The organism is Haloferax sp. Q22 (genome assembly GCF_001482285.1).
Taxonomy (GTDB): domain Archaea; phylum Halobacteriota; class Halobacteria; order Halobacteriales; family Haloferacaceae; genus Haloferax.
The window spans coordinates 223,920-248,134 of sequence record NZ_LOEP01000032.1 but is presented as its reverse complement, the minus strand read 5'-3'; the positions used below and the strand labels follow the sequence as shown (position 1 = coordinate 248,134).

Genomic DNA, 24,215 nt, shown 5'->3' with positions numbered 1-24,215 from the left:
ACTCATGAGTTGGAAAGCAATCGACGCCCTCGACGACGCCCGTGACGCCACGGCGTCGCTCCTCCTCCCGTTCGATGCGGGTCGATGGGCGCGCCTCGCACTCATCGCCCTCTTCGTCGGCGGCCTCGGCGGGAGCGGCGGTGCCGGAAGCAACACCGGAACGACCACTTCCACCGGAGGCGGGTCGACCGACATCCCAATCGACTCGCTGCCCGGCTTCGTGACGCCCGAAAACGTCATCGCCGCGGTCATCGCGCTCTTAGCGGTCGGAATCGTCCTCTGGATTCTCTGGTCGTTCGTCGGCTCCGTGATGCAGTTCGTCCTCGTTGACGCCGTCGTCACGAAAGACGTTCGCATCCACAAACCGTTCCGCGAGCGCTTCTGGCTCGGCGTCAGATTGTTCGCGTTCCAAATTGGCCTGCTCATCGCCATCATCACGGTCATCGGACTCCCGGTCGCGGCCGTATACTTCGGTTCCGTCGCGGTCACGCCCGCGATTATCCCGCTCGTCCTGCTCGGGCTCCTGTTGGTGTTCGTGGTCGCGGTCGTCATGCAGTTGACGACCGACTTCGTCGTCCCGACGATGATAGCCGAAGACCGCGCCCTCCTCTCGTCGTGGGGCCGGGTCGTGCCGGTGTTCCGCGCCGAATTCTCCGAGTTCGGGCTGTACGTCATCGTCCGGTTCATCCTCGGTATCCTCGCGAGCATCGGTATCGGTATCGCGGCCCTGCTCGCCCTGCTCGTCGTCGCCATCCCCTTCGCCATCGTCGGCGGCGCGGCGTTCCTCGCGCTCAACGCCGCCAACATCGCGTTAACCTCGACGGTCGGGCTGGTCGTCTTCGGCGCGCTCGGACTCCTGTTCGTCCTCGCGGCCATCGCGGTCGGCGCGGTCGTCCAGATGCCCGTCGTGACGTACTTCCGGTACTACTCGCTGTTCTTACTCGGAAGCACCGACGACTCGCTCGATCTCGTCTCGCAGTTCCGGTCCGACGACGACTCGTCGGCCCCGGAAGGCCCGACCCCCGCGTAAGGTTCACCGACTCGTTTTCGCCGCCCTGCGTCCTTTTTTCACGCCGTCGCCGACGTAACCGCCTCGCGGTCCAGTCGCCCGAGGAGCACGAGAATCGGAATCATCAGTACGCCGCCGACGACGAAAGGGGCCCAGAACGCGATGCCGGTGTAGAGCCCACCGGCCAGCGCCGGTCCGAACGTCCGGGCGAGGCTCCCGGCGCTCTGAGTGAGGCCGAACGCGCCGCCCTGCTCGTCGTCCGTTGCCGAGCGAGAGACGAGCGTGTTCAAGGAGACGTTCGTGAGAGCGTTGCCGAACGACAGCGGTGTCATCACGGCGAGGAGCGCGAGCACGCCCGCCGGGAGGACGGGACCGAACGGGAGGACCGCTCCGAGGTCGGGGACGAACGCGCCCAGTTGGGGGGAGAAGGGGACTGCCGCGAGCGTGAGCACCTGAATCGCCGCGCCCCCCACCGCGAGTCGGTACTCGCCGAAGCGGTCGGTGAGCGGGCCGACGAGGCCGCCCTGCACGACCGCGAGGACGACGCCGACGTAGGTGAGGATGATCGCGTTCTCGGTCGCGCCGTAGCCGTACTGGTCGTTGGTGAGGAAGATGAACTGGCTTTCGAGCGCCGAGAAGGCGAAGGAGACGAGGAAAAAGGAGGCGACGAGCGTGCCCAGCCCGGGCGACCGGAGTGCCGAAAGGAGCTGTTGGACGCGGGACTCGCGGTCCTCGGCTGGCGCCCCACGCGCTTCGGGCGGCCGCGACTCGGGCAGGACGAAGAACGCGACGACGAGGTTCGTCCCGGTGATGGCCGCGGCGGCGAAGCTCGGAAGCGAGAACTCGGAGACGGGGACGACCGCGGGCAGGAGGTCCCGGGCGGCCGCGACGACCGGTTCGCTGGCGAAGAAGCCACCGAGCGCCGGGCCGAACACGAAGCCGAGGCCGAACGCGGCCCCGAGGAGACCGAGCCCCTTCGCCCGGTCGTCCGCCGCGGTGATGTCGGCGATGTACGCCTGTGCGGTGGCGATGTTGCCGCCCATCGCGCCCGCGAGCATCCGCGCGGCGAACAACACCGCAAGCGACCCCGCGACGCCGAACAGGAGCCACGCGATGACGCTCCCCGTGAGCGACAGGAGAAGCACGGGTCGCCGACCGCGGGAGTCCGACAGGCGGCCTAAAAACGGTGCGGCGAGGAACTGCATCGCAGAGTAGGAGGCGATGAGGAGGCTCCCGACGAACTCCGTCGCACCGAACGAGAGCGCGTACAGGGGAATCACCGGGATGAGGATACCGAAGCCGAGGAGGTCGACGAAGACGATGAAAAAGACCACCCCGAGCGCCCGACGCGGGTTCTCGACTGTCATCGTCTCCCCGTTGGCGGGGAGTCGAATAACCGCACCGATACCCTCCGCCTCGGGGGGTAAGCGGTGATTAATTAATACGTTGACAATCCTGAGTGTCAGTATGTCCTTCGAATGGGTCTCGTACTTCACGTGCGAGGAGTGTGGGTTGGAACGCCCATCCCCGGAGGTTCCCTACGACCGCCTCGGGTACGCCGTCTGTCCGAGTTGCGGCGCTGAGACGCGCCCGGCCGTCTCGGCGACGGCAGACGCCTCGACGCTGGCGGATGGGTAGACACTTCGGGCTTGACGGTCACCTCCGGGTATGAGCTGGACGGAGGTCCGCCGAGACGACCGTATCGTAGAGTGGGAGCGAAGCGACGGCCACGCGACCATTCGGCTCCGTCACGGGCCGAACGCGTGGCACGTCAGGGTGGACCGACTCTATCAGTCCGCCGAGGGGCGCGGCTACGAGGGCGAGCGGTTCGAGTCGGAATCCGAGGCCCGCGAGACCGTCGAGGCGTGGAAAGACGAGTACGACGTGGAGAGCTGAGCTACTGGAGTCGGCGCGTCGTCTCGACCAGCGGGTGTCGCGCGTAGTCGACGATGTCGATGTCCGAGATAGATTTGAGGCCCTCTTTTTCGGCGGTCCGCTGCATTCCGAGTTCGACGGGGTCGTCGATGACGATGATGTAGGCGTCCATCTCCTCGATGCCGATTCGGTCGGCCGCGAGGACGCGGTGGTGGCCGTCGGCGAGGAGCAGCGTCCCGTTGTTGTCGATGACGACGAGCGGCTCCGCGAGGCCGCGTTCGAGTTCGTAGCGGCGACCGTCGAGTTCGTCGGCGTAGACGCGGGCCTGCGTGGGAATGAGGTTCGAAAGCGAGACCGTGCGGCGCTCCTGGTGGACCGTGATGCCGTGAATCTGCTCGAGTGTCCGCATGAGTTTGCCCACTTTCTCCGGCGTCGCGCGCTCGATTTGGCTCCGGATGACGTCGGTGTTCGAGATGATGCCGACGAGGTTGCCCGCGTCGTCGACGACCGGGAGCTTCTGGATACCCGACCGGAGGATGACGCGGGCGGCGTCGTTCACGTCCATCTCGGGGTGAGCGACGACGAGGTCCGTCGCCATCACCGTCTCGATGGGGGCCTCGTCGTCGGCGAGGAGGATATCCCGCGCCGTGACGAATCCCTCGGCCTTGCGACCGTCACAGACGGGAAACCCGTTGTGCCCGTCGCTCTCCGCGATGCGTTGGGCGACGTCCGCGACCGTGTCGGTCGGAGAGACGGTCTGGACCTCGCGCGTCATGTACTCCTTGACGGTCGCTTTGGTACTCATCTCCCACCCCATAGGGCCACCGTCGGCAAAAACGTGTGGGCGTTCACTCATCGAGCGGGTACTCGAAGGCCACATCGGTGTCCAGACTCGGCGTCGGCGTCGCGTGCTCCAGCGTCTCGAACATCCGCCCGGCGACGATGTCCGTGACGATGGTCGCGAGCGACTCCCGGGAGTCGTCGCCCACGTCGTCGAGGATGCCCAGTGGAATCTGTGCGCCCGCCATGTCCGCGTGGCCGCCGGCGCTCCCGATAGAGCCGAGGGCGTCGCGGAACGTCTCTCCGAGGTCGACTTTCGCCCCGCGGGCGCGACCGGAGACGTAGACGGTGCCGTCCATCAGTCCGTAGACGACCGTCACCTCGACGCCCTCCATCCCGAGGAGGTGGTCGGCGGCCTGCGCGAGCGCGTCCCGCTCGCGGATATCGCCGACGTTCGTCGTGAGGACGTTCCCCCGAACGTCGCGGTTCGAGATGGCGCGGGCGAGCGTCTCCATCGTCTCGGAGGTCAGACTCGGTGTCTCGACCCGTTCGAGCAGGTCCATGTCGACGTGGGGGATGAGGAAGGCGGCGGCCTCGAAGTCGGCGGTCGAGACCTCCCGCGTGAAGTCGTTAGTGTCGACCTGAATCCCGAACAGGAGGGCCGTCGCCACCGTCGTGTTGGGGACGATGCCGAGCCGTTCGAGGTACTCCGCGAGCAGTGTGCTCGTCGCGCCGACGCCGCGTCTGAGGTCAACGTACGCCGCTTCGACCGGCGCGCGCGGCGGGTGGTGGTCGATGACGATGTCGATGGTCGTCTCCGGTGGCAGGCGGTCGTTGACGCCCGGTCGGGAGTGGTCGACGAGCGCGAAGCCGGCGTACTCGTCGTCCGCCGGAACCTCGTCGAGAACCCGAAGGTCCAAATCGAGGAGGTTCACGAGCGCGCGGTTCTCCTGATGAGAGATGTCGCCGAAGTAACACACGTCTGCGTCGACGCTCGCCCGCTCGGCGATGGCTTGCAGCGCCAGCGCCGCGGCGATGGCGTCGGGGTCCGGGTTGTCGTGCATCACGACCGCGAGCCTACCGTCGAGGTTTCGGAGGACGCGCATCAGGCGGTTCAACCGCTCCGTGTGCGACGTGCCGACGGCGTCGAGGATTCGCCCGGAGACGATTCGACGCGGATCGATGACCTCGTCGGCCAGTGCGTCGATGTCGGCGCGGACCGACGGGTCGGCGTCGTCGCCGAGGTAGACGACGAGCGGTGCGTCGGGGAATCGGTCGCGGGCCGCGCGCGCCGCGTCGAGATTCGACGCCGAGGACTGCCCCCCGACGACGATGAGGTCGGCCGCGTCGGGGTAGTTCGACGGGTCGGCGGGGTCGCCCTCCCTCGCGGCGATGCCGTCCGAACGGAGGTCATCGGCGTGGCCTTTCCGGTCCGTGACGACCGTTACCGTCCCCCCGCGGTCGGCGAGTTGCTCGACGAGGTTCCCGCCGAGCGACCCGCAGCCGAGAACCAGGCGACGTACCATACACGGAGGGTCGGACTCCGGCCGCAAAACCCTACCGTCCTCCCATCCGGCGATGATATTATGTCATGCCAACGCATGACACATATACGATGGAACTCGAGACGCAACTCCTCCCCGAGTCGCGCGCCGAGTCGTTCGTCCGAACCTGTCGAACCGTCGTCGGCGACGACCTCAGGAGCGTGACGTACTTCACGCACGACCGGTGCGACCAGATATACCTTCGAAGCGACCTCGAAGCCGACGCCGACCTCACCGGGTTCGTCGAACACGAGACCGACGGGTTTCAGGCGCGGACCGCCTACCGTGGCTCCGAACTCGGGAACTACCGGTACACTGTCCGCGCGTTCGACCACGGCTACCTGACGCGGGTGACCGACGACGACAAGGGCGTGTTCGTCACGACCGACGGCCTGACGCTCAGACGGTCCGAGGAGTTGGCGTCGGCGCTCGGCGAGTTACTGCGGGAATAAAAGGAATCGAATCGAACCGAATCGCCGAGACGCTCAGAAGAGCGCCGCGGCGACGGTCTGGGCCGTCTCGATGACGGGCTGGAAGCCGGGCAGGAGCAGGACCGTCCCGACCGCGGCGAAGATAATCGCCACGTAGAGACCGACCGGCTGGCTGCCGATTTCGAGGGGCTTCGACGGCTCCTCGATCCACATCGCCTTCACGACACGGCTGTAGTAGAACAGCGACAGCGCGCTGTTGACCGCACCGAAGGCGGCGAGCCACCAGAAGCCGGACTCGATGGCCGAGTAGAACAGCGCGTACTTCGAGACGAAGCCGCCGAACGGTGGCAGGCCGGCGAGCGAGAACATGAAGACGGTCATCGCCGTCGCGGCGATGGGCGCCTTCGACGCGATGCCGTTGTAGTCCTCGAACGTGCGGCCGAGGCCCCACTTTTCGACCATGGCGATGAACAGGAACGCGCCCGTGTTCATGAAGCCGTAGACGAGCAGGTGGGCCATGCTCGCGCCGAGCACGTCACCGTTCGCGGCACCGCCGTCGACGGTGATGGCCGCGAGCCCGATGAGCGCGTAGCCGGCGTGCCCGATAGAGGAGTACGCCAGCATGCGCTTGACGTTCTCTTGGGTCGCCGCCGCGAAGTTACCGAGCGTCATCGTGACGACGGCGAGCAGCGCGAACAGAAGCGACCAGTCGACGCTCCCGCCGCCGACCGCGGTGACGGTCTCGAGGGGGAACGCGACGGTGAAGACGCGGAAGGCGACGGCGAAGCCGGCCGCCTTCGACGCCGACGAGAGGAACGCGCTCACGGGAGCGGGCGCGCCCTCGTAGGCCTCCGGCGCCCAGAAGTGGAACGGAACGGAGGCGGTCTTGAACGCGAAGCCGCCGGCGATCATCAGCACGCCGAGGCCGAGGACGCCGACGAGTTCGGTGCCCTCAGCAAGCGTCGCGGCGACTTCCGGGAGCACCAGCGAGCCGGTGACGGCGAACACGAGGCTGATACCGAACGCGAACACCGCCGACGACAGCGCGCCGATGAGGAAGTACTTGAGGCCCGCCTCGATGCTGCCGCGGTCCTTCTTGAGGAACGCGACGAGCGCGTACGAGGGGAGGGACGCGAGTTCGAGACTGACGAAGACGGTCGCCAGCGAGTTCGCCATCCCCATGAGCGTCATACCGGTCGCGGCGAATATGACGAGCGAGTAGAACTCACCCTGGTACTCCTCGTCCGCGAGATAGTCGTAGGAGGCGACGGTCACCATCGCGGTGACGCTGGTGAAGATGAGCGTGAAGAACAGGCTCATCCCGTCGACGACGAGCGCGTCGCCGTACAGCGAAATCGCGCCGCCGGTAGACTCCATACCGGTTCCACCGATGAGGAACCAGGCGGCGATGCCGCCGGCGGCGAGCGCGCCGAGCGTCGCCGTGCCGGCCAGCAGGCCGTTGTTCGTGGAGTCCGGGTCGATGGTGTCGATGAGCAGCAGCGCGAGTCCCGTCAGCGCGAGCACGATGGCGGGAGCCGTCGCCGCCCACTCGGGGAGCGTCTGGAGGGGCGTCATCTAGAACGCACCTCCCAGTTCGAGAATCGGATTAACCGCGTCCTGAATCATCGTGAAGAAGATGTCCGGAGAGACACCGAGCACGATGGTGAGAAGCAGCAGCACCGCGAGGGGTGCGACGTCGTGGAACGGCGCCTCCGTGACGTCGTAGTCGCCGTCGAACCGGAAGGGTCCGAACAGCGTCCGCTGCATCGCGAACAGCAGGTAGCCGGCGACGATGACGATACCGAACATCGCGGCGCCGGTAAACAGCGGCATCGCCTCCATCACCGTGGACTCGAACGCGCCCTTGAAGATGAAGAACTCCGCGGCGAAGCCGGCCATGAGCGGCAGGCCCATGTAGCCGAACGCACCGGCGACGAAGATGCCCGCCGTGACGGGCATCCGGTCGGCGATACCGGACATGTCTGACACCATGCGCGTGTGGGTCGTGTTGTAGATGACGCCGACGGCCATGAACATCAGACCGGAGATGAGGCCGTGGGCGACCATCTGGAAGGTCGCACCGCCGACGCCGTAGGTGGTGTAGGCGATGAGACCGAGGATGACGTACCCCATCGACGAGACAGAGGAGTACGCGACGATACGCTTGAGGTCCTGCTGTGCCAGCGCGAGAAGCGCGCCGTAGATGACGCTCGCGACGGCGAGCAGGGCGATGGGCAGCGCGAAGGCGCGCGCCGTCTCCGGCAGCATCGTGAAGTTGAACCGGAGCAGGGCGTACGTACCCATCTTCAGGAGGACCCCCGCCAGCATGACCGACACCGGCGTGGGGGCCTCAACGTGTGCGTCCGGCAGCCACGTGTGAAGCGGGGCGACCGGGACCTTGACCGCGAACCCGAAGAACATCGCGATGAACGCGACCGACGCGAGCGCGCCGGCCGACAGTCCCGCGAAGCTTCCGAGCTGCCCGGCCTGCAACGCTTGGGCAATCTCGGGCAACCGCAGCGACGTAATCGAGTCGCCGAGGCCGAACACCAGCGAGATGAACCCGATGAACATCACGAGCGACGCGATGTTCGTGTAGACGAAGAACTTAATCGCCGCGTACTTGCGGCGGGGACCGCCCCAGACGCCGATGAGGAAGTACATCGGGACGAGGACGGCCTCCCAGAAGACGAACCAGACGAAGAAGTCGAGCGCCGTGAAGACGCCGAGCAGGTTCGCCTCCATCAGGAGCATCAGCCCGAAGAACTGGGACTGACGCTCCGCGATCGGCGTCCAGGCGCTGACGATAGCGAGCGTGGTGAGGATGGTCGTGAGGACGACGAGCGGCATACTGATGCCGTCGACGCCGACCATCCAGTGGAGGTCGTACTGGCCGAGTTGCAGCCAGACGACGTCTGTCTCGAACGCGATGTTCCCGCCGAGTAAGGCGTTCCCGCTCGCGTCGTACTGTTGCCACATGTAGAGGCTCCCGATGACGGGAGCCAGACTCAGCGCGAAGGCCGCCTTGCCGGCGTACCGGTCCGGCAGGACGAAGGTGACCAGCGCGGCGAGGAACGTGACTGCGATGAGCGCTTCGATTATCATGCGAACCAACCTCCGAGCAGGCCGAGACCGAGAAGCAGCGCGGTCAGACCGAGCGTGAGGAGCGCCACGTAGTTGCTCACCACACCGGTCTGAATGCGCTTGACGCGACCGCCAGCGAACAGGCTCACGCTGGAGATACCGTTGACGACGCCGTCGACGATACCCTGGTCGAACTTATCGAGGACGCGCGAGATGGGCTGGACGACGCCGGTCGCGATCCAGACCTGGTACTCGTCCTGGTAGTAGTTGTTGTACAGTACGGTCTTGATGCTCCCGAGCTTGTCCGTGTGTTCGACGGGCTCGGGGACGTTGTACAGCACGTGTGCGAGCGCGGCACCGCCGAGCGCGAAGCCGAGCGAGACGGCCGCACCGATAGCGACCGTTCCGGCCTCGCCGCCGATGTAGCCCGAACTGTACGGGATGAGTTCGGCGTAGTGGTGCGCGTTCAGCGAGCTGAAGCTTCCGTCGAGGAACTGGTGCAGGAAGTCGATTCCCTTGATGCCGAAGAGCTTCTCGACCGGGACCATGTTGACGAGCCCGGTCGTCGCGGCGAGCACGCCGAGAACGGCGAGCGGACCCTTGACGTTCCAGCGAACGCCGTGGGGGTCACGCGCCGTTCCGGACCGTGGCTCGCCGTGGAAGGTGAGGAACACCATCCGGAAGGTGTAGAACCCCGTGAAGAACACGGCGAGCAGGCCCATCGCGTACGCAGCGAGCAGAATCGGACTGCCACCGAGGCCGTGAATAAGCGTCTCGTAGAGGACCTCGTCTTTCGACCAGAAGCCTGCGAACGGGACGATGCCCGCGAGGGCGAGCGACCCGGAGAGGAACGCGTAGTAGGTCACGGGCATCTTGTCTTTCAGACCGCCCATGTCCCACATGTTCTCGTTGTGGTGCATCGCGATGATGACCGAACCGGCACCCAGGAACAGCAGCGCCTTGAAGAAGGCGTGCGTCATGAGGTGGAACGTCGCCGCGACGTAGCCACCGGCACCGAGGCCGAGCATCATGTAGCCGTACTGGCTGATAGTCGAGTACGCGAGCACCTGCTTGATTTCTTTCTTGACGACGCCCATGGTCGCCGCAAAGAGGGCGGTGAAGCCCCCGATGAGGGCGATGATGGCGAGCGTCGTCGGCGTCAGCACGTAGAACCCGTACATCCGGGCGACGAGGTAGACACCGGCCGCGACCATCGTCGCTGCGTGGATGAGCGCGGAGACGGGCGTCGGACCTTCCATCGCGTCCGGGAGCCACGTGTGCAGAGGGAACTGTGCGGACTTCCCGACGACGCCCCCGAGAACGAGGAGGCCGACGACGGTGAACCACGCCTGTTCTCCCATACCGAGGAACGTGTTGACCGAGTGTTCGCCGTTGAGCGCTTCCTCGGCGAGAACCGGGAAGGCGTCCGGGCCGGCGAAGGCGGCGGAGCCGAACGTCGCGAACACCGCGACGACGCCGATGAGGAAGAAGTAGTCACCGAAGCGGGTGACGAGGAACGCCTTCTTCGCGGCACTCGGCGGGCCGTCCTGCCGGAAGTGGAAGCCGATGAGCAGGTAGGAACACAGGCCCACCAGCTCGAAGAACATGAACGCCATGAGCAGGTTGTCGGCGACGACGAACCCGAGCATGGAGGCGGTGAACAGGCCGAGCCCGGCGTAGTAGCGCGGGAGACCAGTCTCGCCCTCGTCGTTCATGTAGCCGAGGCTGAAGATGTGGACGAGGAGCGCGACGAGCGTCACGATGACGAGCATCATCGACGAAAGCGGGTCGATGAGTAGACCGAACGTCAGGTTGATGGCGTCGAGGCCCTCCGCCCACGTGTAAATCGTTTGGTTGTAAGTCTGTCCGCCGCTGACGGCGAAGAACGTCGCGATCGACAGGACGAACGAGCCCGCCGTCGCGCCGATACCCGCCAGCGCCCCTCCCTTCGGCATGTACCGTCCCGCCCCGAGCGCGATCAGGAACGAGAGGAACGGGAGGAGGACGATGGCCGGAGCGAAGTCTAAGATACCTGCCATAGATTACCACCTCATCGTGGTCGCGTTAGTCACGTCCACGCCGTCGAAGTTGCGGTACAGTACGAGGATGATGCCGATACCGACCGCCACCTCGGCGGCGGCGAGCGCCAGCGTGAACAGGGTGAACGTCTGGCCCGTCACGTTGCCCCAGTAGTAGGAGAACGCGACGAGGTTGATGTTCGCGGCGTTCAGCATCAGTTCGACCGACATCAGGAACAACAGCGCGTTCCGTCGAGTCAAGAGGCCGAAGATGCCGATACAGAACACGGCTGCCGACAGCAGCAGATAGTATTGCGGGGGAACCATCAGTGGTCTCCCTCCTCATCGTCGCTGTCGAGCAACGTTCGCTTGAGCTCGCGGCCGCCGTCGGTCAGGATGGTCCGCATCTGACCGCTCTCTTCGCGCCTCGCGAGGTGGATGGCACCGTCAAGAGCGACGTCGAGCGTCACCGCGATGACGATGAACGCGACGAGGAAGCTTTCCCCGGTGACGTCCCCGAAGTCGAGGTTGAACATCGAATATCCGATGCTCGCGGTGATGTTTGCTCCCTCTGCGAACCCCTGTGGGTTCGGGAACGACGCACCGAGGAACACGACCGCCATCACGACGAACAGCGCGACGGCAGCGAGTCCGGGCACGAGGTGCGAACCGAGTTTCAGCTGCGGTTTGGTTGTCATGTACTACTCACCTCCGGATTGATACGCGTCAGCATCACGGCGAACGTGATGAGAATCAGTACCCCGCCGACGTAGACGAGGACTTGCATGGCGGCGAGGAACTCCGCCTGCAACATCACGTAATGCACCGCGACGCTCAAGAGCGCGCCCCCGAGCAGGAGTGCGGAATGCCAGATGTCCCGCACGAGGACGACGCCCAGGCTGCAGCCCACGGTAATGAGGGCGAACAGCGCGAACGCGATGGTTTCATAAACCATTGTGTATGTCTCCTTGAGATATTCCTTTGAACATTTCGAGAACGTCCTCAGCGTCCGGTAGCGGACGCGGGCTGACGGGACTCGAACGATTCACTCGCGGTCATGTTACTGGTAGTCGACCTCTCCTTCGCCCTCGCCGATCCACGCGTTGCGGTCGGGGTTGCGGGAGTTGAGCGGGTCGATGTCCTTGTACCACGGGACGTTCTTGAGCTGTTCTTTGTTGTAGACGAAGTCGTTCTTGGTGTCCGCCGTGAACTCGAAGTTCTGCGTGAGTAGGATGGCGTCGACGGGACAGACCTCCTCGCAGAGTCGGCAGTAGATACACTGGCCGATGTGGAGGTTGTACTGCTCGCCGTTGCGCTGGTCGTCCTGAACGATCTGAATCGTGTCGTTCGGACAGACGTTCTCACACTGACGGCACCAGATACACCGCTCTTGGCTGAACTTGTGGACGCCGCGGAAACGCGGGCTCACTTCGGGCGCGGTCTCGGGGTACTCGACCGTGAACGTCTGCCCGTCGAGCGCGTGCTTCAGCGTCACTGCCATGCCTTTGAGGATTCCGATCATACAATCACCCCCACGATGATGGCCGTGAGAACCAGGTTGGCGAAGGAGAGCACGAGCATCCCCTTCCAACCGATTTCGAGGAACTGATCGACGCGAAGGCGCGGAACCGCGGAGCGCGCCCACTGGGTGAACAGGAAGAACGCCCAGATTTTGATGGTGAACCAGACGAATCCGGGCAGGACCGGGCCCGCCGGACCGCCGAGGAACAGGGTCGCCGCGATAGCGCCGCCGAGGAAAATGTGAATGAACTCACCGAGGTAGATGAGCACGAAGTAGACCGAGGAGTACTCGGTCTGGTACCCGGCGACAATCTCGGTCGGCGCTTCGGGGATGTCGAACGGGTTGCGGCCGACCTCCGCGAGGTTCGCGATGATGAACAGCGCGAACGCGAAGGGGTTCACGAACGCGAACCACGTCGGAATCGTCACGCCCGCGACCGAAAGCAGCGGCTCGGCCTGCACGGCGACGATTTCGCTCATGCGGAGCGAGCCGGCGAAGATGACGACCGAGGCCGCCGTGACGACGAGCGGAATCTCGTAGGCGATGTTCGCCGCGACGGCACGGAGCGCACCGATGAGCGAGAACTTGTTGTTCGACGCGTAGCCGGTCATGACGATGCCAAGCGAGGCGATAGACGCCGCGGCGAAGGCGAACGCGAGGCCGGTTTCGGGGTCCGCGAGCTGGATGCCGTTACCCATCGGGATGACGGCGAATCCGAGCAACGCAGAGAAGGGAATGACTATCGGCGCGAGGTCCCACGCGGGACGGTCGACGCCCTCGGGAACGATGAGCTCCTTCGACAGCAGACGGACTGCGTCCGTGACGATGGTCAAGAGACCGAACGGACCGATTCGGTTGACCGCGATACGGTCACCGAAGGCGGCCGTAATCTTCCGTTTGGCCCACGGCCCGGCGAACGCCGTCATGATGAGCATGATGTTGGCGACGAGGAACGCGCCGACGAGTCCGCCGACAACGTCCCCGAGGACGCCTTCGAGGCCGAGGAGGCCGCTGATCGTGTCCGGAAGGACCGCTTGCAGACTCATTACCGGTCCACCTCTCCGAGAACGATGTCGAGACTGCCGAGCGAGGCAATCATGTCGGGGATGTACTCACCCTCGGACATCTCGGGGAGCGTCTGCAGGTTCGAGAAGCACGGACTGCGAATCTTGAAGCGGGCCGGCTTGTCGGTGCCGTCGGCGCGAATGTAGATGCCGAGTTCGCCCTTCGCGCCTTCGACGGCGCGGTAGATTTCCGTGTCCTCTTCGGGCTTGAGGGTGCGCGGAACGTTGGCCTGGATGTTCCGCTCGTCTTCGGGCCAGTCTTCGAGCAGGTCGACACACTGCTGGATGATCTTGGCCGACTCCTCGACCTCGCGCATACGCACGAGCAGGCGCGAGAAGTTGTCGCAACCGTCCTCGACGACGACGTCCCAGTCGAGTTCGTCGTAGTAACCGTAGGAGTCGTCGCGGCGGAGGTCGTAGTCGATGCCGGAGCCGCGAGCGACCGGTCCGGTCGCGCCGTAGCTCTTTGCGACTTCCGGCGGCAGGACGCCCGTACCGACCGTACGGGCCTGCAGAATCTCGTTCGAGGTAATCATGTCGTGGTACTCCTCGAGAGCCTGCGGCAGTCCGTCGAGGAAGTCACGAATCTTCTCGAAGAACTCCTCGCGGGGTTCGGGGAGGTCCCAGACGACCCCGCCGAGCCGGAAGTAGTTGAACATCATGCGCTGACCGGTGAGGTCTTCGAGGATGTTCTGGACGATTTCACGGTCCCGCATGGCGTACATGAAGATGGCCGTGAAGTCGCCGTACACGTCCAGCGCGAACGTACCGAGCGCGATCATGTGCGACGCGATGCGGCACAGTTCCGCGCTCATCGTCCGGATGATCTGGGCGTACTCGGGAACCTCGATATCCGCGAGGTCCTCCGCGGTGCGGGCGTAGGCCCACTCGTTCAGGAGACCGGCCGAGATGTAGTCCCAGCGGTCGGGGTACGGCATAATCTGGTGCCGGTAGGTCCCCTGCTGACACATCTGCTCCTCGCAGCGGTGGAGGTAGCCGATGTCGGATTCGAGGTCGACGACCTGTTCGCCGTCGACGACCGTCTCGACGTGCAGCACGCCGTGGGTCGCCGGGTGGTGGGGTCCGATGTTGATGTACATCGTGTTGCTGTCCCCGGCGCGGTGGTCCTCTTCGAGCGGATTCGCGTGCTCGCGGAGCGTCGCGATCTGCGGGCGGTCCTGGTCGTAGTCCAGCCCGAGCGGATGGCCCTGCCACGTCTCGGGCAGGAGGATGCGGCGCAGGTCCGGGTGGTCTTCGTACTGGATGCCGACGAGGTCGTACGCCTCTCGCTCGTGCCAGTCGGCCGTCCGGAACACCGGTTCGGCGGACTGACTGACCGGGTTGTCCTTCGACGTAGGCACGACGACCGAGACCTCGTCGGTCCGGTCGTCGAACTTCGTCAGGTGGTAGATCGACTCGTAGCGGTCCTCGTACTCCTGTGCGGTCACACACGAGAGGTGGTCGAAGCCGGCCTCGTCGCGGAGCTTGAACAGCGCGTCTTGGACCTCGTCGGGACGGATGACGAGGCCGGGCGCGTTCATGTGCTCTTCGCGGCCGACGACGAGGTCGCCGAGCAGGTCGGCGAGTTCGTCGCCGCGGCTGACGCCCGATTCGAGTTCCGCGGGTTCGTCGGACTGTTGCTCTTCGAGACTCATGGCGAATCAGCCCAGTTGTACCGCATAACGAGGTCGTCCTCGTCGATCTGCGCGGCGAGTTTGTCGACGATTTCGTCGCGCTCGAGGTCGCCGAACTGCTCCAGTTCGTACGGCTTGACCGTCACCGGACTGGACTCGCCGTTCGCGATGCGCTCTTGGAGCTTCGCGATACCGTAGATGAGCGCTTCCGGGCGCGGCGGGCAGCCGGGGATGTGGATGTCCACCGGGATGACCTCTTCTGCGCCCTTGATAACGTTGTAGCCCTCCTGGAACGGGCCGCCGGAAATCGTACACGACCCCATACCGACGACGAACTTCGGCTCGGGCATCTGGTCGTAGACGCGCTTCATGCGCGGGGCGAACTTCGAAACGATCGTCCCCGGCACGATAATCACGTCGGCCTGTCGCGGCGACGCACGCGGCACACCCGCCGCGAATCGGTCCAGGTCGTGCTTGATCGCGTAGGTGTGCATCATCTCGATGCTGCAGCACGCGATACCGAACTGCAGCATGAACATCGAGGACCCGCGGACCCAGTTCATGAACTTGTCGAACTTCGTGAGGATGAACGGTGACGAGCCGAACGCCTCCCGAAGCTTCGAGTTGAACCGGTCGTCCGCCCCCGCCATCCGGGCGTCGCGAGTCTCGGTCTGTACCTGTGTATCGTCAGTGACGAATGGTTTCTGTTCGCTACTCATGCATCTTGTCTCTCTGTCTTACGACGACTTGCCTGCGGGCTTTTGACCCACTTGACTGCGCCGTTGCGCCACGCCCAGACGAGGCCGACGACGAGGACACCGATGAAAACGAGCATCGGCGTCAGAATCGTCGCCAGCGACGCGCCCTGTTCGAGGGCAGAGCGGTAAATGACCGTCCACGGGAAAATCAGGACGGTCTCGATGTCGAACACGAGGAACAGCAGCGCGACCATGTAGTACTGAATGTTAAACTGGACGCGCGCCGTGCCTGTCGGCACCTCACCACTCTCGTACGTGGCACTCTTTCCTTGTTCCGGTACGCTTGGGCGAAGCAGCGCCGACACCGCCATCATCGCGAGCGGTAAGCCGACACCGACCAAACCCATCGCACCGATTGCAATCCAATCACTCATGCCGTGTCTCCCTGACGTGCGGCGGTTAGAAGCGCTCCCCTATAAACATTGATTTGTGTGTTTCGGGCGCGAGAGGGCTTCTATTTGGAAAATACGCGAGAGACGCCCGGAACCCCGCGCGGGCAGGGTTTCGACGCCGGGAACGGCTCTCGATTGCGGAAAACTGACTGGGGATAACGGGCGCTTCGCTACCGCGAGTCGCGGAAGCCCGCGACCCCGAGGTCGTGGAGCGCGGCCGAGGTCTCGGCCACGTCGGAAACGAGGTCCTCGTGGTACTCGACGAGCCGGTCTTCGAGTTCGGGGTACCCCCGAGAAAGCGCCTGTACGGCCGAAAGTGCGGCGTTGAACGACTTGCCGGCGTCGACCGCGACGATGGGCGCGCCCGTCGGCATCCCGATGACCGAGTCCACCGACTTCTCCTGAACGGGGACGCCGACGACCGGAAGCGGGTACGCGATTGAGGCGGTCATGTTCGGCAGGTCCGCGGACTTGCCGCCCGCGCCGGCGATGATGACCTCGACGCCGCGGTCGCGCGCGGTGTCGCCGTAGGCGTACATCAAGTCCGGCGTCCGGTGTGCTGAGACGACGTACGTCTCGTAGGTGAATCGCTCCTCGGGCGGCGCGTCGAAGTCCGTCTGTTCGCCGAACCCGAGCGTGTCCAGCGCCTCGTGCGCGCCGGACATCACGTCGAGGTCGGAGTCCGACCCCATGATGATTCCCACGTCGGGCGTCGTCTCGGGGTCGCGGTCGGCGTCGGCCTGTGCGTGCAGTTCGTCGATGAGATCCCGTTCTGTCGTCATTGTGTATCAGTCGAAGTGTAGTCCGTCCCGGAGGTCACGCGTGCGTGCGAGAAGCGCTTCGAGGTCGACATCGCCGTCGCCGACGGCGGTGAGGTGGCCCATCTTGCGGAGCGGGCGCACCTCGTCTTTGCCGTACCAGTGCAGCGAGACGCCCGATTCCGCAAGCGCGTCGTCGAGGCCGCCGAGGCGCGCGGGTCGGCTCTCGTCGACGGTGCCGAGGACGTTCGCCATCACGGTGGGCGACCGGCGGGTCGTCGCGCCGAGGGGCCACCCGAGGACGGCGCGGACGTGCTGTTCGAACTGCGAGGCGAGCGCGCCCTCGATGGTCCAGTGGCCGGAGTTGTGCGGGCGCGGCGCGACCTCGTTGACGAGCACGTCGCCCGCCGGGGTCTCGAACAGTTCGATGCCGAAGACGCCGCGGCCGGGCAGGTGCGAAAGCACTTCGCGGGCGACACGGTCGGCCTCCTCGCGAACCTCGTCGGTCGTCCGCGCCGGGACGACGGTCTCGCGGAGAATCTCCTCCTCGTGGACGTTCTCGCCCACGGGGAAAGTCCGAATTTCGTCCTCACCGCGGATACCGATGACAGACAGTTCGCGCTCGAAGTCGACGAACGCCTCGGCCATCGCCGGGCCGCCGACCGCCTCGATGGCGGCCTCGGCGTCCTCGGGGTCGGTGACGGGGACGTTCCCGCGGCCGTCGTAGCCGCCGGTTCGGGCTTTCAGCATGACCGAGCCGAACTCGTCGAGCGCGTCGCGGAGGTCGGCCGCGTCGTCGACGCGGTGGAACGGGGGAATCGGAATGCCCGCCTCGCCGAAGGTGTCCTTCTGGACCAGTTTGTCCTCGATGGTCCGGAGCGCGTCGGGCGAGGGGTGGACATCGATTCCCTCCTCGGCGGCCAGTTCGTCGAGCAGGTCCGGGTCGGCGAGTTCGATTTCGAACGTCAGCGCGTCGGCCCGCGCGGCGAGTTCCGCCATCGCCTCGGGGTCGTCGAAGTCGCCGACGATTTGGTCGGCGACGGCCGATGCCGGGCAGTCGGGTGTCGGGTCGAGCACGACGATGTCGACGCCGAGCGGTGCGGCGGCCTCGCCGAGCATGCGCCCGAGCTGGCCCCCACCGACGACGCCGAGCGTGGGTCCGGGTACGGTGACGGTCACAGTCGCGGGTTCAGTACGTCGGTGCATAAACGTTGCCACATTATGTGTTCAAATAGGCACGTCCGTGGATACAATCGGGGCAGAAGACGCAGAACGAGCCGGGCGCTCGAACGCGTCGAACGCGAGAAAAATCGGGTCGTCGAACGCCGCAGGTCGGCGTCAGCCCCGCGTCTCGTTCGCGGTCGCGAGCGCGTCCTCGTCGATAAAGACGACCACGTCCTCGCTCCAGAGTTTGAAGGCGTGCTGGCGCACGACGTAGCCGTCGAGTTCGGATTCGAGTTCGGTTCGGTCCCACTCGTAGGCGATGACGACCGGCGGCGCGTCGGCGGTCACCTCGGAGACGTTCGCGTCCGGCGCGCTACTGGTGCGCTCGACGCCCGAGCCCTCGAAGTACCACGGGAACGGGAGTCGACTGTGCCACGAGGGCCCACCGAGCGGGTTCGACTCGTTGGAGACGTAGAAGTGCGTCTCGTCGCTGTCCGGCGGGTGGGTTCCGTACAGGAGCACGTCGGTTCCGGGGTTGGCGGCCGACACGCGCTCCACGTCGTCGAGCGTGGCCTTGAGGTCGTTTTCGGGTTGGGCCCACTGGAGCACCTCCTTGTCCTCGTCGGTCGAGGCGTTCCAGTAGTCGACGTTGGCGGCCGCGACGCCGCCGACTGAGGCGACGAGCACGAGCGCCGCGAGGCCGACGCCGACCGTGTCCTTGGCGTCGAGCGCCTGCACGCCGGAGCGGAAGACGAACGCCGCGCCGACCGCCGCCGGGACCGCGAGCGGGACGATCGCGTGGACGACGACCCACGGCGCTTGGATGTCGGTCGCCAGCGGGTAGCCGAAGATGCTCACGACGCCCCAGTAGGTCGCGAAGGCGACGAGCCAGCGGACCCGTCCGGCGACGACGCCGTACCGGTCCACGACGATGCCGACGAGCGCGAAGACGATGAGCACCGGCGCGCCGTAGACGAACGTTTCGAGGAAGTCCTTCAAGTACGGGAGATACTCGTGGGACTGGTGGCTTCCGCCGAGCCAACTGCCGAACATCTCGGAGACCGCGCCGACGGTCCCGGCTTCGAGAACGGGCAGAACCGCAGTTGAGCCGCCGAGCGCGTTCCAGAGGTCGGGCCGCGGCGCGTAGAAGAAGACGAAGACGGCGAGGAAGGCGAGCAGCCCCCCGAGGACGCCTGCGGCGTACCGAATCGCGCCGTAACCGAGACTTCCCGCCCCGCGTGCGCGAAGTCGGTCGCGGATGCTCGCGGGCAGTTCCGAAAAGAGGACATCGCGGGCGGACTCGCCGGCCGAGGTGCGGGCGAGCAGTCGGTGGTCGAAGACGAGGAACGCCGCCCCGAGGAAACACGCGAGGTAGACGACGTAGTTCTCCTTGGCTGCCGAGCCGGTCGCGAAGGAGACGCCCGCGGGGATGAGGTAGGCGAGGCGGCCGGTGTCGTACGCGCGGACGACGAAGCCGAGCGCGACGAACGAGAAGGCGGCCACCAGCACGTCGTTGCGCATGAACCGCGAGTAGTAGACCAAGATGGGATTCGCCGCGAGGAAGAGCGCGAGCGCGACCATCTCGTCGCGGCGGAGATGCTCTCGGAACAGCCAGACCGAAAGCGGGAGCAGGCCGCCGACGAGCGCCACGGGAAGTCGAGCCGTGAAGTCGGTCGCCGGGAGGACCGCGAAGAGATAGTCGTTGACGACGGGGAGAAACGGGCCGTGGATGATGGGCCGGTAGGAGAACTCGCCGGTCTCGTGATACCGAAGAATCCAGTAGCCGACGCGGCCTTCGTCCCAGTGGAAGATGCGGCCGCCGAGGTCGACGAGGCGGACGAGGAGGGCGACGACCACCGCGCCCGAAAGCGCCAGGAGGGCACGGGACCGAGTGACCGTCTCGGTCCCACTGTCAGTACTCATGCCCACCCATCGCGACGCCGACAATACAACTTTTGTGCTTGTCCGCCGCCGGGCCAAATTCGGTCGGTGTCGGTAGTTCTTTTATCCGAGACGGGAAGGGTCGGCCATGGTCTCTCTCGGACTCGTCGTGGCCCGATTCAACTCGTCGGTCACGGAACAGATGGAGGAGGCGGCCCGCGACGCGGCCGCCGAGCGCGACGCAGAGGTGGTCGAGACGGTTCAGGTACCCGGCGCGTACGACTCACCTCTCGCGGCCGACCGACTCGCCCGCCGCGACGACATCGACGCCGTCGCGGTCATCGGCGCAATCGTCACCGGCGACACCGACCACGACCGCGTCATCGCCGACGCGACCGCGAAGTCGCTGACTGAGGTCTCGTTGGACCGCGACAAGCCCGTCTCGTTCGGCGTCTCCGGCCCCGGCATGAGCGGCGCTGAGGCGCGCGAGCGCGTCAGCAAAGGTGCGGAAGCGGTTTACGCTGCGACTGATATGGTGGAGGCGTTGGCATGAACTTCGATTTCAGCGACCGAGTCGGCCGCGTCGAACCGAGCGCGACGCTCGCCATCTCGAACCTCGCGAGCGAACTGGAAGCGCAGGGCGAAGACGTGGTCGACCTCTCGGTCGGCGCACCGGACTTCCCGACCCCGGACAACATCACGCAGGCGGCGAAGGACGCGCTTGACGCGGGACACACGAGCTACACCTCGTCGAACGGAATCCCGGAACTCAAGGACGCAATCGCGGCGAAGCTCCGCGGGAACGGCGTCGACGCCGAGGCCGACGAGGTCATCGTCACGCCCGGCGGCAAGCAGGCGCTCTTCGAGACGTTCCAGACGCTCGTCGACGACGGCGACGAGGTCGTCCTCCTCGACCCCGCGTGGGTCTCCTACGAGGCGATGGTCAAGCTCGCCGGCGGCACCCTCAGCCGCGTCGACCTCGCACAGCACGACTTCAGGCTCGAACCCGCGCTCGACGAACTCGCCGAGACGGTCTCCGACGAGACGAAACTCCTCGTCGTCAACTCCCCGTCGAACCCGACGGGCGGCGTCTTCTCCGACGCGGCGCTCGAAGGCGTCCGCGACCTCGCGGTCGAACACGACTTCGCCGTCATCTCCGACGAGATTTACGAGCGCATCGTCTACGACGGCTTCGAGCACACCTCGCTGGGCTCTCTCGACGGGATGGAAGACCGAACCATCACCATCAACGGCTTCTCCAAGGCGTTCTCGATGACCGGCTGGCGGCTCGGCTACCTCCACGCCCCGTCGGACCTCATCTCGCAGGCCGGCAAGCTTCACTCACACTCGGTCTCCTGTGCCGTGAACTTCGTCCAGCACGCCGGCGTCGAGGCGCTCTCGGAGCGCACCGACGACGACGTCGAGGAGATGCGGCAGGCGTTCGAGGAGCGCCGCGACATGCTCGTGGACCTCCTCGCCGAACACGACGTTGACGTGGCCGTCCCGAAGGGCGCGTTCTACATGATGCTCCCCGTCGACGACGACGACCAGGCGTGGTGTGAAGGTGCGATTCAGGACGCGAAGGTCGCGACCGTCCCCGGCAGCGCCTTCAACGCGCCGGGCTACGCCCGTATCTCCTACGCCGCGAGCGAAGAGCGACTCCGCGAGGCCGTCGAGCGCCTCGCCGAACACGACTACATCTAAGCGCGCGCGGCGACCCGATTTTTGCGGCGACGCTCCGACTCCGATAGCCCGTACTGGTTGTCAGCTGGACAGTATGCTAGGGAAGAACGTGATTTTTGTTGTCGTGTCTTTGATTAGATTTATCTTGTCTACCCTCTATGTACTATTCGTACATACCGCTCTTCGGGTGGGTTCTCCGCGGACGATCCGCGTATGTATGGAGTGTTCAACTCATGAAATTACGACAACTACTGGCAGACGATGGTGCGGTATCACCGGTTATCGGTGTGATTCTAATGGTCGCGATTACAGTCATTCTCGCGGCCGTTATCGGGACGTTCGTCCTCGGACTGGGTGAGCAGACCGCGACTGCTCCGCAGGCGAGTTTCAGTTTCGACTTTGATGGAAGCGATGCTGGCAATCTGACCATCACGCACGAAAGTGGCGGTGAGATCAGCGCAGCACGTCTCAATGTGACTACTGGTGTCAAGATTGTCGACAAAGCGGATACAGTAACGAGTACTGAAGCTTCACAGAGCCTCACTTGGGACGCACTCCAAGATGACACAGGTGCTGCTGTCTCTGCCGGGAACTCAGTAACAATTAAGCCGAGCAACGGGCCAACAGATGTTCTTCACAACCAGACCGTCCGCATCGTCTGGACCGACGAGTCAGGTTCGAGTTCCGCGACTCTCCAGAAGTGGACCGGCCCCGACGCGTAACGACCCTGCAAAAGGTTTCGCGGTAACCGGCCAACGCGTGGCCGACGACGCCCCATTTTTCATCAAAACTCCGCTTCCAGAGTCCCAACTACTTCCTGAGCGCCTCCACCGGTCGCTCGTTGGCCGCCTTCCACGCCGGGTACAGCCCCGAGAGGACGCTGGTACCGACGCCGAACCCGACCGCGAGGACGATGTAGAGGAGGTTCGCCGCCTGGAAGGTCGCAAGCGGGTCGTTCAGGACGAACGCGTTGAGCGCGACGCCCGCGCCGACCGCGAGTATCGCGCCGATGACGCCCCCGGCGACGCCGAGCAGGCCGGCCTCGGCGAGAATCATGCGAATCACGTCGCCGCGCTGGACGCCGACGGCGCGGAGGACGCCGATTTCCTGGCGTCGCTCGATGGTGCTCATGAGCATGACGTTCAGGATGCTCACGCCGGCGACGACCAGCGAGATGGAGCCGATGCCGATGAGGAAGGCGTTGAGGATGCCGAAGAACTCGTTGATGCCCGCCGTGATGGACTGGAGTTCGAACACCGAGACGCGCTGTTCGCGCTCGTTGAGGGCCTCGCGGATGGCGACCGCGGATTCGTTCGCGGCCTGTCCGGAGTCGGCGCTGACGACGACCTGCGAGTAGCCCGTGCCGTTTACGTCCTCGACGGGGACGATGACGGCGTTGTTCGGGCTGACGAGCGAGATGCCTCCCTGTTCGGCGAGCACGGCCGCGACGCGGTAGGTCCGACCGTCCACGGAGATGGTGTTTCCGGGCTCGACGTCGAGCAAGCCGGCGGTGCCGGAGCCGACGAGCGCGCCCTGTCTGAGTCGGTCGGGAATGCGGCCCTGTTCGGCCTCGTAGAGCGCGCCGGGATTCTCCATGCCGTAGACCGTGGTGACGGTCTGTCGATCACCCCGCGAGACGAGTCTCGATTCTGAGCGGACGGGGACGACCGCGCCGTCGGTGACCGCGCGACGAATCTCGTCGACGTCGCGCTCGGTGAGTTCCTCGATTCCCTCTTGGAAGTTGGGCGAGACGCTGATCTCGTTGCCGATGTCGCCGAGTTGCTGGCTCGCGCCGGTGCGGAGCGTCGTGCCGAACATGCCGAGCGACGCGATGGCGAGGACGCCGATGATGATGCCGAGGACGGCGAGCCCCGAGCGGATGCGGTTGCGCGAGAGGTTCCGACGCGCCATCAACAGCGCGGGAACGCGCCGGAAGAGGTCGTCGAGGACGCTCACTGTATCCTCCCGTCGATGAGTTCGACCGTTCGGTCCGCGTAGTCGCCGAGTTGGGGGTCGTGAGTGACGGCGATGACCGCCACGTCGTCCTCGCGGCGAATCTCGTCGAACAGGTCGAGGACGCTCCGGCCGGTCTTCCGGTCGAGGTTCCCCGTCGGCTCGTCGGCGAGGAGGATGCGCGGCTCGTTGATGAGCGCCCGCGCGATGGCGACGCGCTGTTTCTGCCCGCCCGAGAGCTGGTCGGGACGGTGGTCGAGTCGCTCGCCGAGGCCGACGCGTTCGAGCAGGTGCGTCGCCCGGTCGCGGGCGGTCGGGTCGTCGCCGAACAGCGTCGGCATCTCCACGTTTTCCAGCGCCGACAGCGTCGGAATCAGGTGGAAACTCTGGAAGATGAAGCCGATAAAGCGCTTTCTGTGGACCGTCATCTCCCGGTCGGAGAGGTCGGTCACGTCCTGTCCGTCGAGGTAGACGGTCCCTTCAGTGGGTGTGTCGAGGAGGCCGAGGACGTTCAGCATCGTGGACTTCCCGCTCCCCGAGGGCCCCATGACGGCGACGAACTCGCCGGGGTCGGCGTGGAAGTCCACGTCCTTGAGCGCCTCGACGACCTCGCCGCCGGTGTCGTAGCGTTTCCAGACGCGTTGGAGTTCGATGATGTGGTTCAT

Annotated in this window: 26 protein-coding genes; 7 read left to right on the top strand and 19 right to left on the bottom strand. The window is 65.4% G+C overall.

The window, feature by feature from the left end:
• The first annotated feature begins 4 nt into the window (after window positions 1-4).
• Window positions 5-1,030, top strand: a complete 1,026-nt coding sequence (locus AM590_RS15055; protein ID WP_058828178.1) for a hypothetical protein — start codon at window positions 5-7, stop codon at window positions 1,028-1,030.
• Between the two features lie 38 nt (window positions 1,031-1,068).
• On the opposite strand, the gene AM590_RS15050 is transcribed toward AM590_RS15055, so the two are convergent.
• Window positions 1,069-2,376 carry an MFS transporter gene (locus tag AM590_RS15050; RefSeq protein ID WP_058828177.1) on the bottom strand — a complete coding sequence of 436 codons (1,308 nt, stop codon included), beginning with the start codon at window positions 2,374-2,376 and terminating at the stop codon, window positions 1,069-1,071.
• Window positions 2,377-2,476: 100 nt separating this feature from the next.
• Here AM590_RS15050 and AM590_RS20940 point away from each other — a divergent pair, with 100 nt between their 5' ends.
• Window positions 2,477-2,647, top strand: coding sequence for a hypothetical protein (locus AM590_RS20940; RefSeq protein WP_172795814.1), 171 nt, complete (start codon window positions 2,477-2,479; stop codon window positions 2,645-2,647).
• Window positions 2,648-2,677: 30 nt separating this feature from the next.
• A complete protein-coding gene (locus tag AM590_RS15045) occupies window positions 2,678-2,905 on the top strand; it encodes a hypothetical protein (RefSeq protein ID WP_058828176.1) in 228 nt (75 codons plus the stop codon).
• 1 nt (window position 2,906) lies between these two features.
• Here the strand turns inward: AM590_RS15045 and AM590_RS15040 are convergent, their stop codons facing one another.
• Entirely contained in the window at window positions 2,907-3,689 is a 783-nt protein-coding gene (locus AM590_RS15040) for a CBS domain-containing protein (RefSeq protein WP_058828175.1), read from the bottom strand.
• Window positions 3,690-3,732: 43 nt separating this feature from the next.
• Window positions 3,733-5,190, bottom strand: coding sequence for a DHH family phosphoesterase (locus AM590_RS15035; protein ID WP_058828174.1), 1,458 nt, complete (start codon window positions 5,188-5,190; stop codon window positions 3,733-3,735).
• 89 nt (window positions 5,191-5,279) lie between these two features.
• Here AM590_RS15035 and AM590_RS15030 point away from each other — a divergent pair, with 89 nt between their 5' ends.
• On the top strand, window positions 5,280-5,660 hold the full coding sequence (locus AM590_RS15030; RefSeq protein WP_042666393.1) for a hypothetical protein: 381 nt from the start codon (window positions 5,280-5,282) through the stop codon (window positions 5,658-5,660).
• Window positions 5,661-5,693: 33 nt separating this feature from the next.
• Here the strand turns inward: AM590_RS15030 and AM590_RS15025 are convergent, their stop codons facing one another.
• The 14 genes from AM590_RS15025 to AM590_RS14960 all read right to left on the bottom strand — a co-directional run bounded on the left by AM590_RS15025 (window position 5,694) and on the right by AM590_RS14960 (window position 19,956).
• On the bottom strand, window positions 5,694-7,214 hold the full coding sequence (locus tag AM590_RS15025) for an NADH-quinone oxidoreductase subunit N (RefSeq protein ID WP_058828173.1): 1,521 nt from the start codon (window positions 7,212-7,214) through the stop codon (window positions 5,694-5,696).
• Window positions 7,215-8,744 (bottom strand): NuoM family protein, encoded by a 1,530-nt coding sequence (locus tag AM590_RS15020; RefSeq protein WP_058566660.1) that lies wholly within the window; start codon window positions 8,742-8,744, stop codon window positions 7,215-7,217. It lies immediately after the preceding gene.
• A complete protein-coding gene (gene nuoL, locus AM590_RS15015) occupies window positions 8,741-10,762 on the bottom strand; it encodes an NADH-quinone oxidoreductase subunit L (protein WP_058828172.1) in 2,022 nt (673 codons plus the stop codon). Before nuoL ends, AM590_RS15020 begins: the two co-directional genes overlap by 4 nt.
• Window positions 10,763-10,765: 3 nt before the next feature.
• On the bottom strand, window positions 10,766-11,068 hold the full coding sequence (gene nuoK, locus AM590_RS15010) for an NADH-quinone oxidoreductase subunit NuoK (RefSeq protein ID WP_058828171.1): 303 nt from the start codon (window positions 11,066-11,068) through the stop codon (window positions 10,766-10,768).
• Window positions 11,068-11,439 (bottom strand): NADH-quinone oxidoreductase subunit J, encoded by a 372-nt coding sequence (locus AM590_RS15005; RefSeq protein ID WP_058828170.1) that lies wholly within the window; start codon window positions 11,437-11,439, stop codon window positions 11,068-11,070. The genes nuoK and AM590_RS15005 overlap by 1 nt, the downstream gene beginning before the upstream one ends.
• The gene (locus tag AM590_RS15000; protein WP_004971032.1) at window positions 11,436-11,696 is read right to left on the bottom strand and encodes an NADH-quinone oxidoreductase subunit J; all 261 of its coding nucleotides are present in this window, start codon (window positions 11,694-11,696) and stop codon (window positions 11,436-11,438) included. The genes AM590_RS15005 and AM590_RS15000 overlap by 4 nt, the downstream gene beginning before the upstream one ends.
• A 105-nt stretch (window positions 11,697-11,801) precedes the next feature.
• Complete coding sequence (locus AM590_RS14995) at window positions 11,802-12,263, bottom strand: NADH-quinone oxidoreductase subunit I (protein ID WP_042666382.1); 462 nt, start codon at window positions 12,261-12,263, stop codon at window positions 11,802-11,804.
• Window positions 12,260-13,309, bottom strand: a complete 1,050-nt coding sequence (locus AM590_RS14990) for a complex I subunit 1 family protein (RefSeq protein ID WP_058828169.1) — start codon at window positions 13,307-13,309, stop codon at window positions 12,260-12,262. The genes AM590_RS14995 and AM590_RS14990 overlap by 4 nt, the downstream gene beginning before the upstream one ends.
• On the bottom strand, window positions 13,309-14,982 hold the full coding sequence (locus AM590_RS14985) for an NADH-quinone oxidoreductase subunit D (protein WP_058828168.1): 1,674 nt from the start codon (window positions 14,980-14,982) through the stop codon (window positions 13,309-13,311). Before AM590_RS14985 ends, AM590_RS14990 begins: the two co-directional genes overlap by 1 nt.
• The gene (locus AM590_RS14980) at window positions 14,979-15,680 is read right to left on the bottom strand and encodes an NADH-quinone oxidoreductase subunit B (protein ID WP_008321368.1); all 702 of its coding nucleotides are present in this window, start codon (window positions 15,678-15,680) and stop codon (window positions 14,979-14,981) included. The genes AM590_RS14985 and AM590_RS14980 overlap by 4 nt, the downstream gene beginning before the upstream one ends.
• Window positions 15,677-16,093, bottom strand: a complete 417-nt coding sequence (locus AM590_RS14975) for an NADH-quinone oxidoreductase subunit A (protein WP_058828167.1) — start codon at window positions 16,091-16,093, stop codon at window positions 15,677-15,679. Before AM590_RS14975 ends, AM590_RS14980 begins: the two co-directional genes overlap by 4 nt.
• 188 nt (window positions 16,094-16,281) lie before the next feature.
• Entirely contained in the window at window positions 16,282-16,893 is a 612-nt protein-coding gene (purE, locus tag AM590_RS14970) for a 5-(carboxyamino)imidazole ribonucleotide mutase (protein WP_058828166.1), read from the bottom strand.
• A gap of 6 nt (window positions 16,894-16,899) precedes the next feature.
• Window positions 16,900-18,048, bottom strand: coding sequence for a 5-(carboxyamino)imidazole ribonucleotide synthase (locus tag AM590_RS14965; protein WP_058828165.1), 1,149 nt, complete (start codon window positions 18,046-18,048; stop codon window positions 16,900-16,902).
• Between the two features lie 159 nt (window positions 18,049-18,207).
• On the bottom strand, window positions 18,208-19,956 hold the full coding sequence (locus AM590_RS14960; protein ID WP_058828164.1) for a flippase activity-associated protein Agl23: 1,749 nt from the start codon (window positions 19,954-19,956) through the stop codon (window positions 18,208-18,210).
• Window positions 19,957-20,062: 106 nt separating this feature from the next.
• Between AM590_RS14960 and ribH the strand changes: the two genes are divergently transcribed.
• From ribH to AM590_RS14945, 3 genes are all read left to right on the top strand, one after another.
• The gene (gene ribH, locus AM590_RS14955; RefSeq protein ID WP_058828163.1) at window positions 20,063-20,467 is read left to right on the top strand and encodes a 6,7-dimethyl-8-ribityllumazine synthase; all 405 of its coding nucleotides are present in this window, start codon (window positions 20,063-20,065) and stop codon (window positions 20,465-20,467) included.
• A complete protein-coding gene (locus AM590_RS14950) occupies window positions 20,464-21,618 on the top strand; it encodes a pyridoxal phosphate-dependent aminotransferase (protein ID WP_058828162.1) in 1,155 nt (384 codons plus the stop codon). The genes ribH and AM590_RS14950 overlap by 4 nt, the downstream gene beginning before the upstream one ends.
• Before the next feature lie 212 nt (window positions 21,619-21,830).
• Window positions 21,831-22,319 (top strand): type IV pilin, encoded by a 489-nt coding sequence (locus tag AM590_RS14945; RefSeq protein ID WP_058828228.1) that lies wholly within the window; start codon window positions 21,831-21,833, stop codon window positions 22,317-22,319.
• 88 nt (window positions 22,320-22,407) lie between these two features.
• Here the strand turns inward: AM590_RS14945 and AM590_RS14940 are convergent, their stop codons facing one another.
• The gene (locus AM590_RS14940) at window positions 22,408-23,553 is read right to left on the bottom strand and encodes an ABC transporter permease (protein ID WP_058828161.1); all 1,146 of its coding nucleotides are present in this window, start codon (window positions 23,551-23,553) and stop codon (window positions 22,408-22,410) included.
• The gene (locus AM590_RS14935) at window positions 23,550-24,215 is read right to left on the bottom strand and encodes an ABC transporter ATP-binding protein (protein ID WP_058828160.1); all 666 of its coding nucleotides are present in this window, start codon (window positions 24,213-24,215) and stop codon (window positions 23,550-23,552) included. Before AM590_RS14935 ends, AM590_RS14940 begins: the two co-directional genes overlap by 4 nt.

Coding starts and splice junctions, on each gene's coding strand:
- AM590_RS15055 (WP_058828178.1), top strand. CDS start 5: ATGAGTTGGAAAGCAATCGACGCCCTCGACGACGCCCGTGACGCCACG.
- AM590_RS15050 (WP_058828177.1), bottom strand. CDS start 2,376: ATGACAGTCGAGAACCCGCGTCGGGCGCTCGGGGTGGTCTTTTTCATC.
- AM590_RS20940 (WP_172795814.1), top strand. CDS start 2,477: ATGTCCTTCGAATGGGTCTCGTACTTCACGTGCGAGGAGTGTGGGTTG.
- AM590_RS15045 (WP_058828176.1), top strand. CDS start 2,678: ATGAGCTGGACGGAGGTCCGCCGAGACGACCGTATCGTAGAGTGGGAG.
- AM590_RS15040 (WP_058828175.1), bottom strand. CDS start 3,689: ATGAGTACCAAAGCGACCGTCAAGGAGTACATGACGCGCGAGGTCCAG.
- AM590_RS15035 (WP_058828174.1), bottom strand. CDS start 5,190: ATGGTACGTCGCCTGGTTCTCGGCTGCGGGTCGCTCGGCGGGAACCTC.
- AM590_RS15030 (WP_042666393.1), top strand. CDS start 5,280: ATGGAACTCGAGACGCAACTCCTCCCCGAGTCGCGCGCCGAGTCGTTC.
- AM590_RS15025 (WP_058828173.1), bottom strand. CDS start 7,214: ATGACGCCCCTCCAGACGCTCCCCGAGTGGGCGGCGACGGCTCCCGCC.
- AM590_RS15020 (WP_058566660.1), bottom strand. CDS start 8,744: ATGATAATCGAAGCGCTCATCGCAGTCACGTTCCTCGCCGCGCTGGTC.
- nuoL (WP_058828172.1), bottom strand. CDS start 10,762: ATGGCAGGTATCTTAGACTTCGCTCCGGCCATCGTCCTCCTCCCGTTC.
- nuoK (WP_058828171.1), bottom strand. CDS start 11,068: ATGGTTCCCCCGCAATACTATCTGCTGCTGTCGGCAGCCGTGTTCTGT.
- AM590_RS15005 (WP_058828170.1), bottom strand. CDS start 11,439: ATGACAACCAAACCGCAGCTGAAACTCGGTTCGCACCTCGTGCCCGGA.
- AM590_RS15000 (WP_004971032.1), bottom strand. CDS start 11,696: ATGGTTTATGAAACCATCGCGTTCGCGCTGTTCGCCCTCATTACCGTG.
- AM590_RS14995 (WP_042666382.1), bottom strand. CDS start 12,263: ATGATCGGAATCCTCAAAGGCATGGCAGTGACGCTGAAGCACGCGCTC.
- AM590_RS14990 (WP_058828169.1), bottom strand. CDS start 13,309: ATGAGTCTGCAAGCGGTCCTTCCGGACACGATCAGCGGCCTCCTCGGC.
- AM590_RS14985 (WP_058828168.1), bottom strand. CDS start 14,982: ATGAGTCTCGAAGAGCAACAGTCCGACGAACCCGCGGAACTCGAATCG.
- AM590_RS14980 (WP_008321368.1), bottom strand. CDS start 15,680: ATGAGTAGCGAACAGAAACCATTCGTCACTGACGATACACAGGTACAG.
- AM590_RS14975 (WP_058828167.1), bottom strand. CDS start 16,093: ATGAGTGATTGGATTGCAATCGGTGCGATGGGTTTGGTCGGTGTCGGC.
- purE (WP_058828166.1), bottom strand. CDS start 16,893: ATGACGACAGAACGGGATCTCATCGACGAACTGCACGCACAGGCCGAC.
- AM590_RS14960 (WP_058828164.1), bottom strand. CDS start 19,956: ATGAGTACTGACAGTGGGACCGAGACGGTCACTCGGTCCCGTGCCCTC.
- ribH (WP_058828163.1), top strand. CDS start 20,063: ATGGTCTCTCTCGGACTCGTCGTGGCCCGATTCAACTCGTCGGTCACG.
- AM590_RS14950 (WP_058828162.1), top strand. CDS start 20,464: ATGAACTTCGATTTCAGCGACCGAGTCGGCCGCGTCGAACCGAGCGCG.
- AM590_RS14945 (WP_058828228.1), top strand. CDS start 21,831: ATGAAATTACGACAACTACTGGCAGACGATGGTGCGGTATCACCGGTT.
- AM590_RS14935 (WP_058828160.1), bottom strand. CDS start 24,215: ATGAACCACATCATCGAACTCCAACGCGTCTGGAAACGCTACGACACC.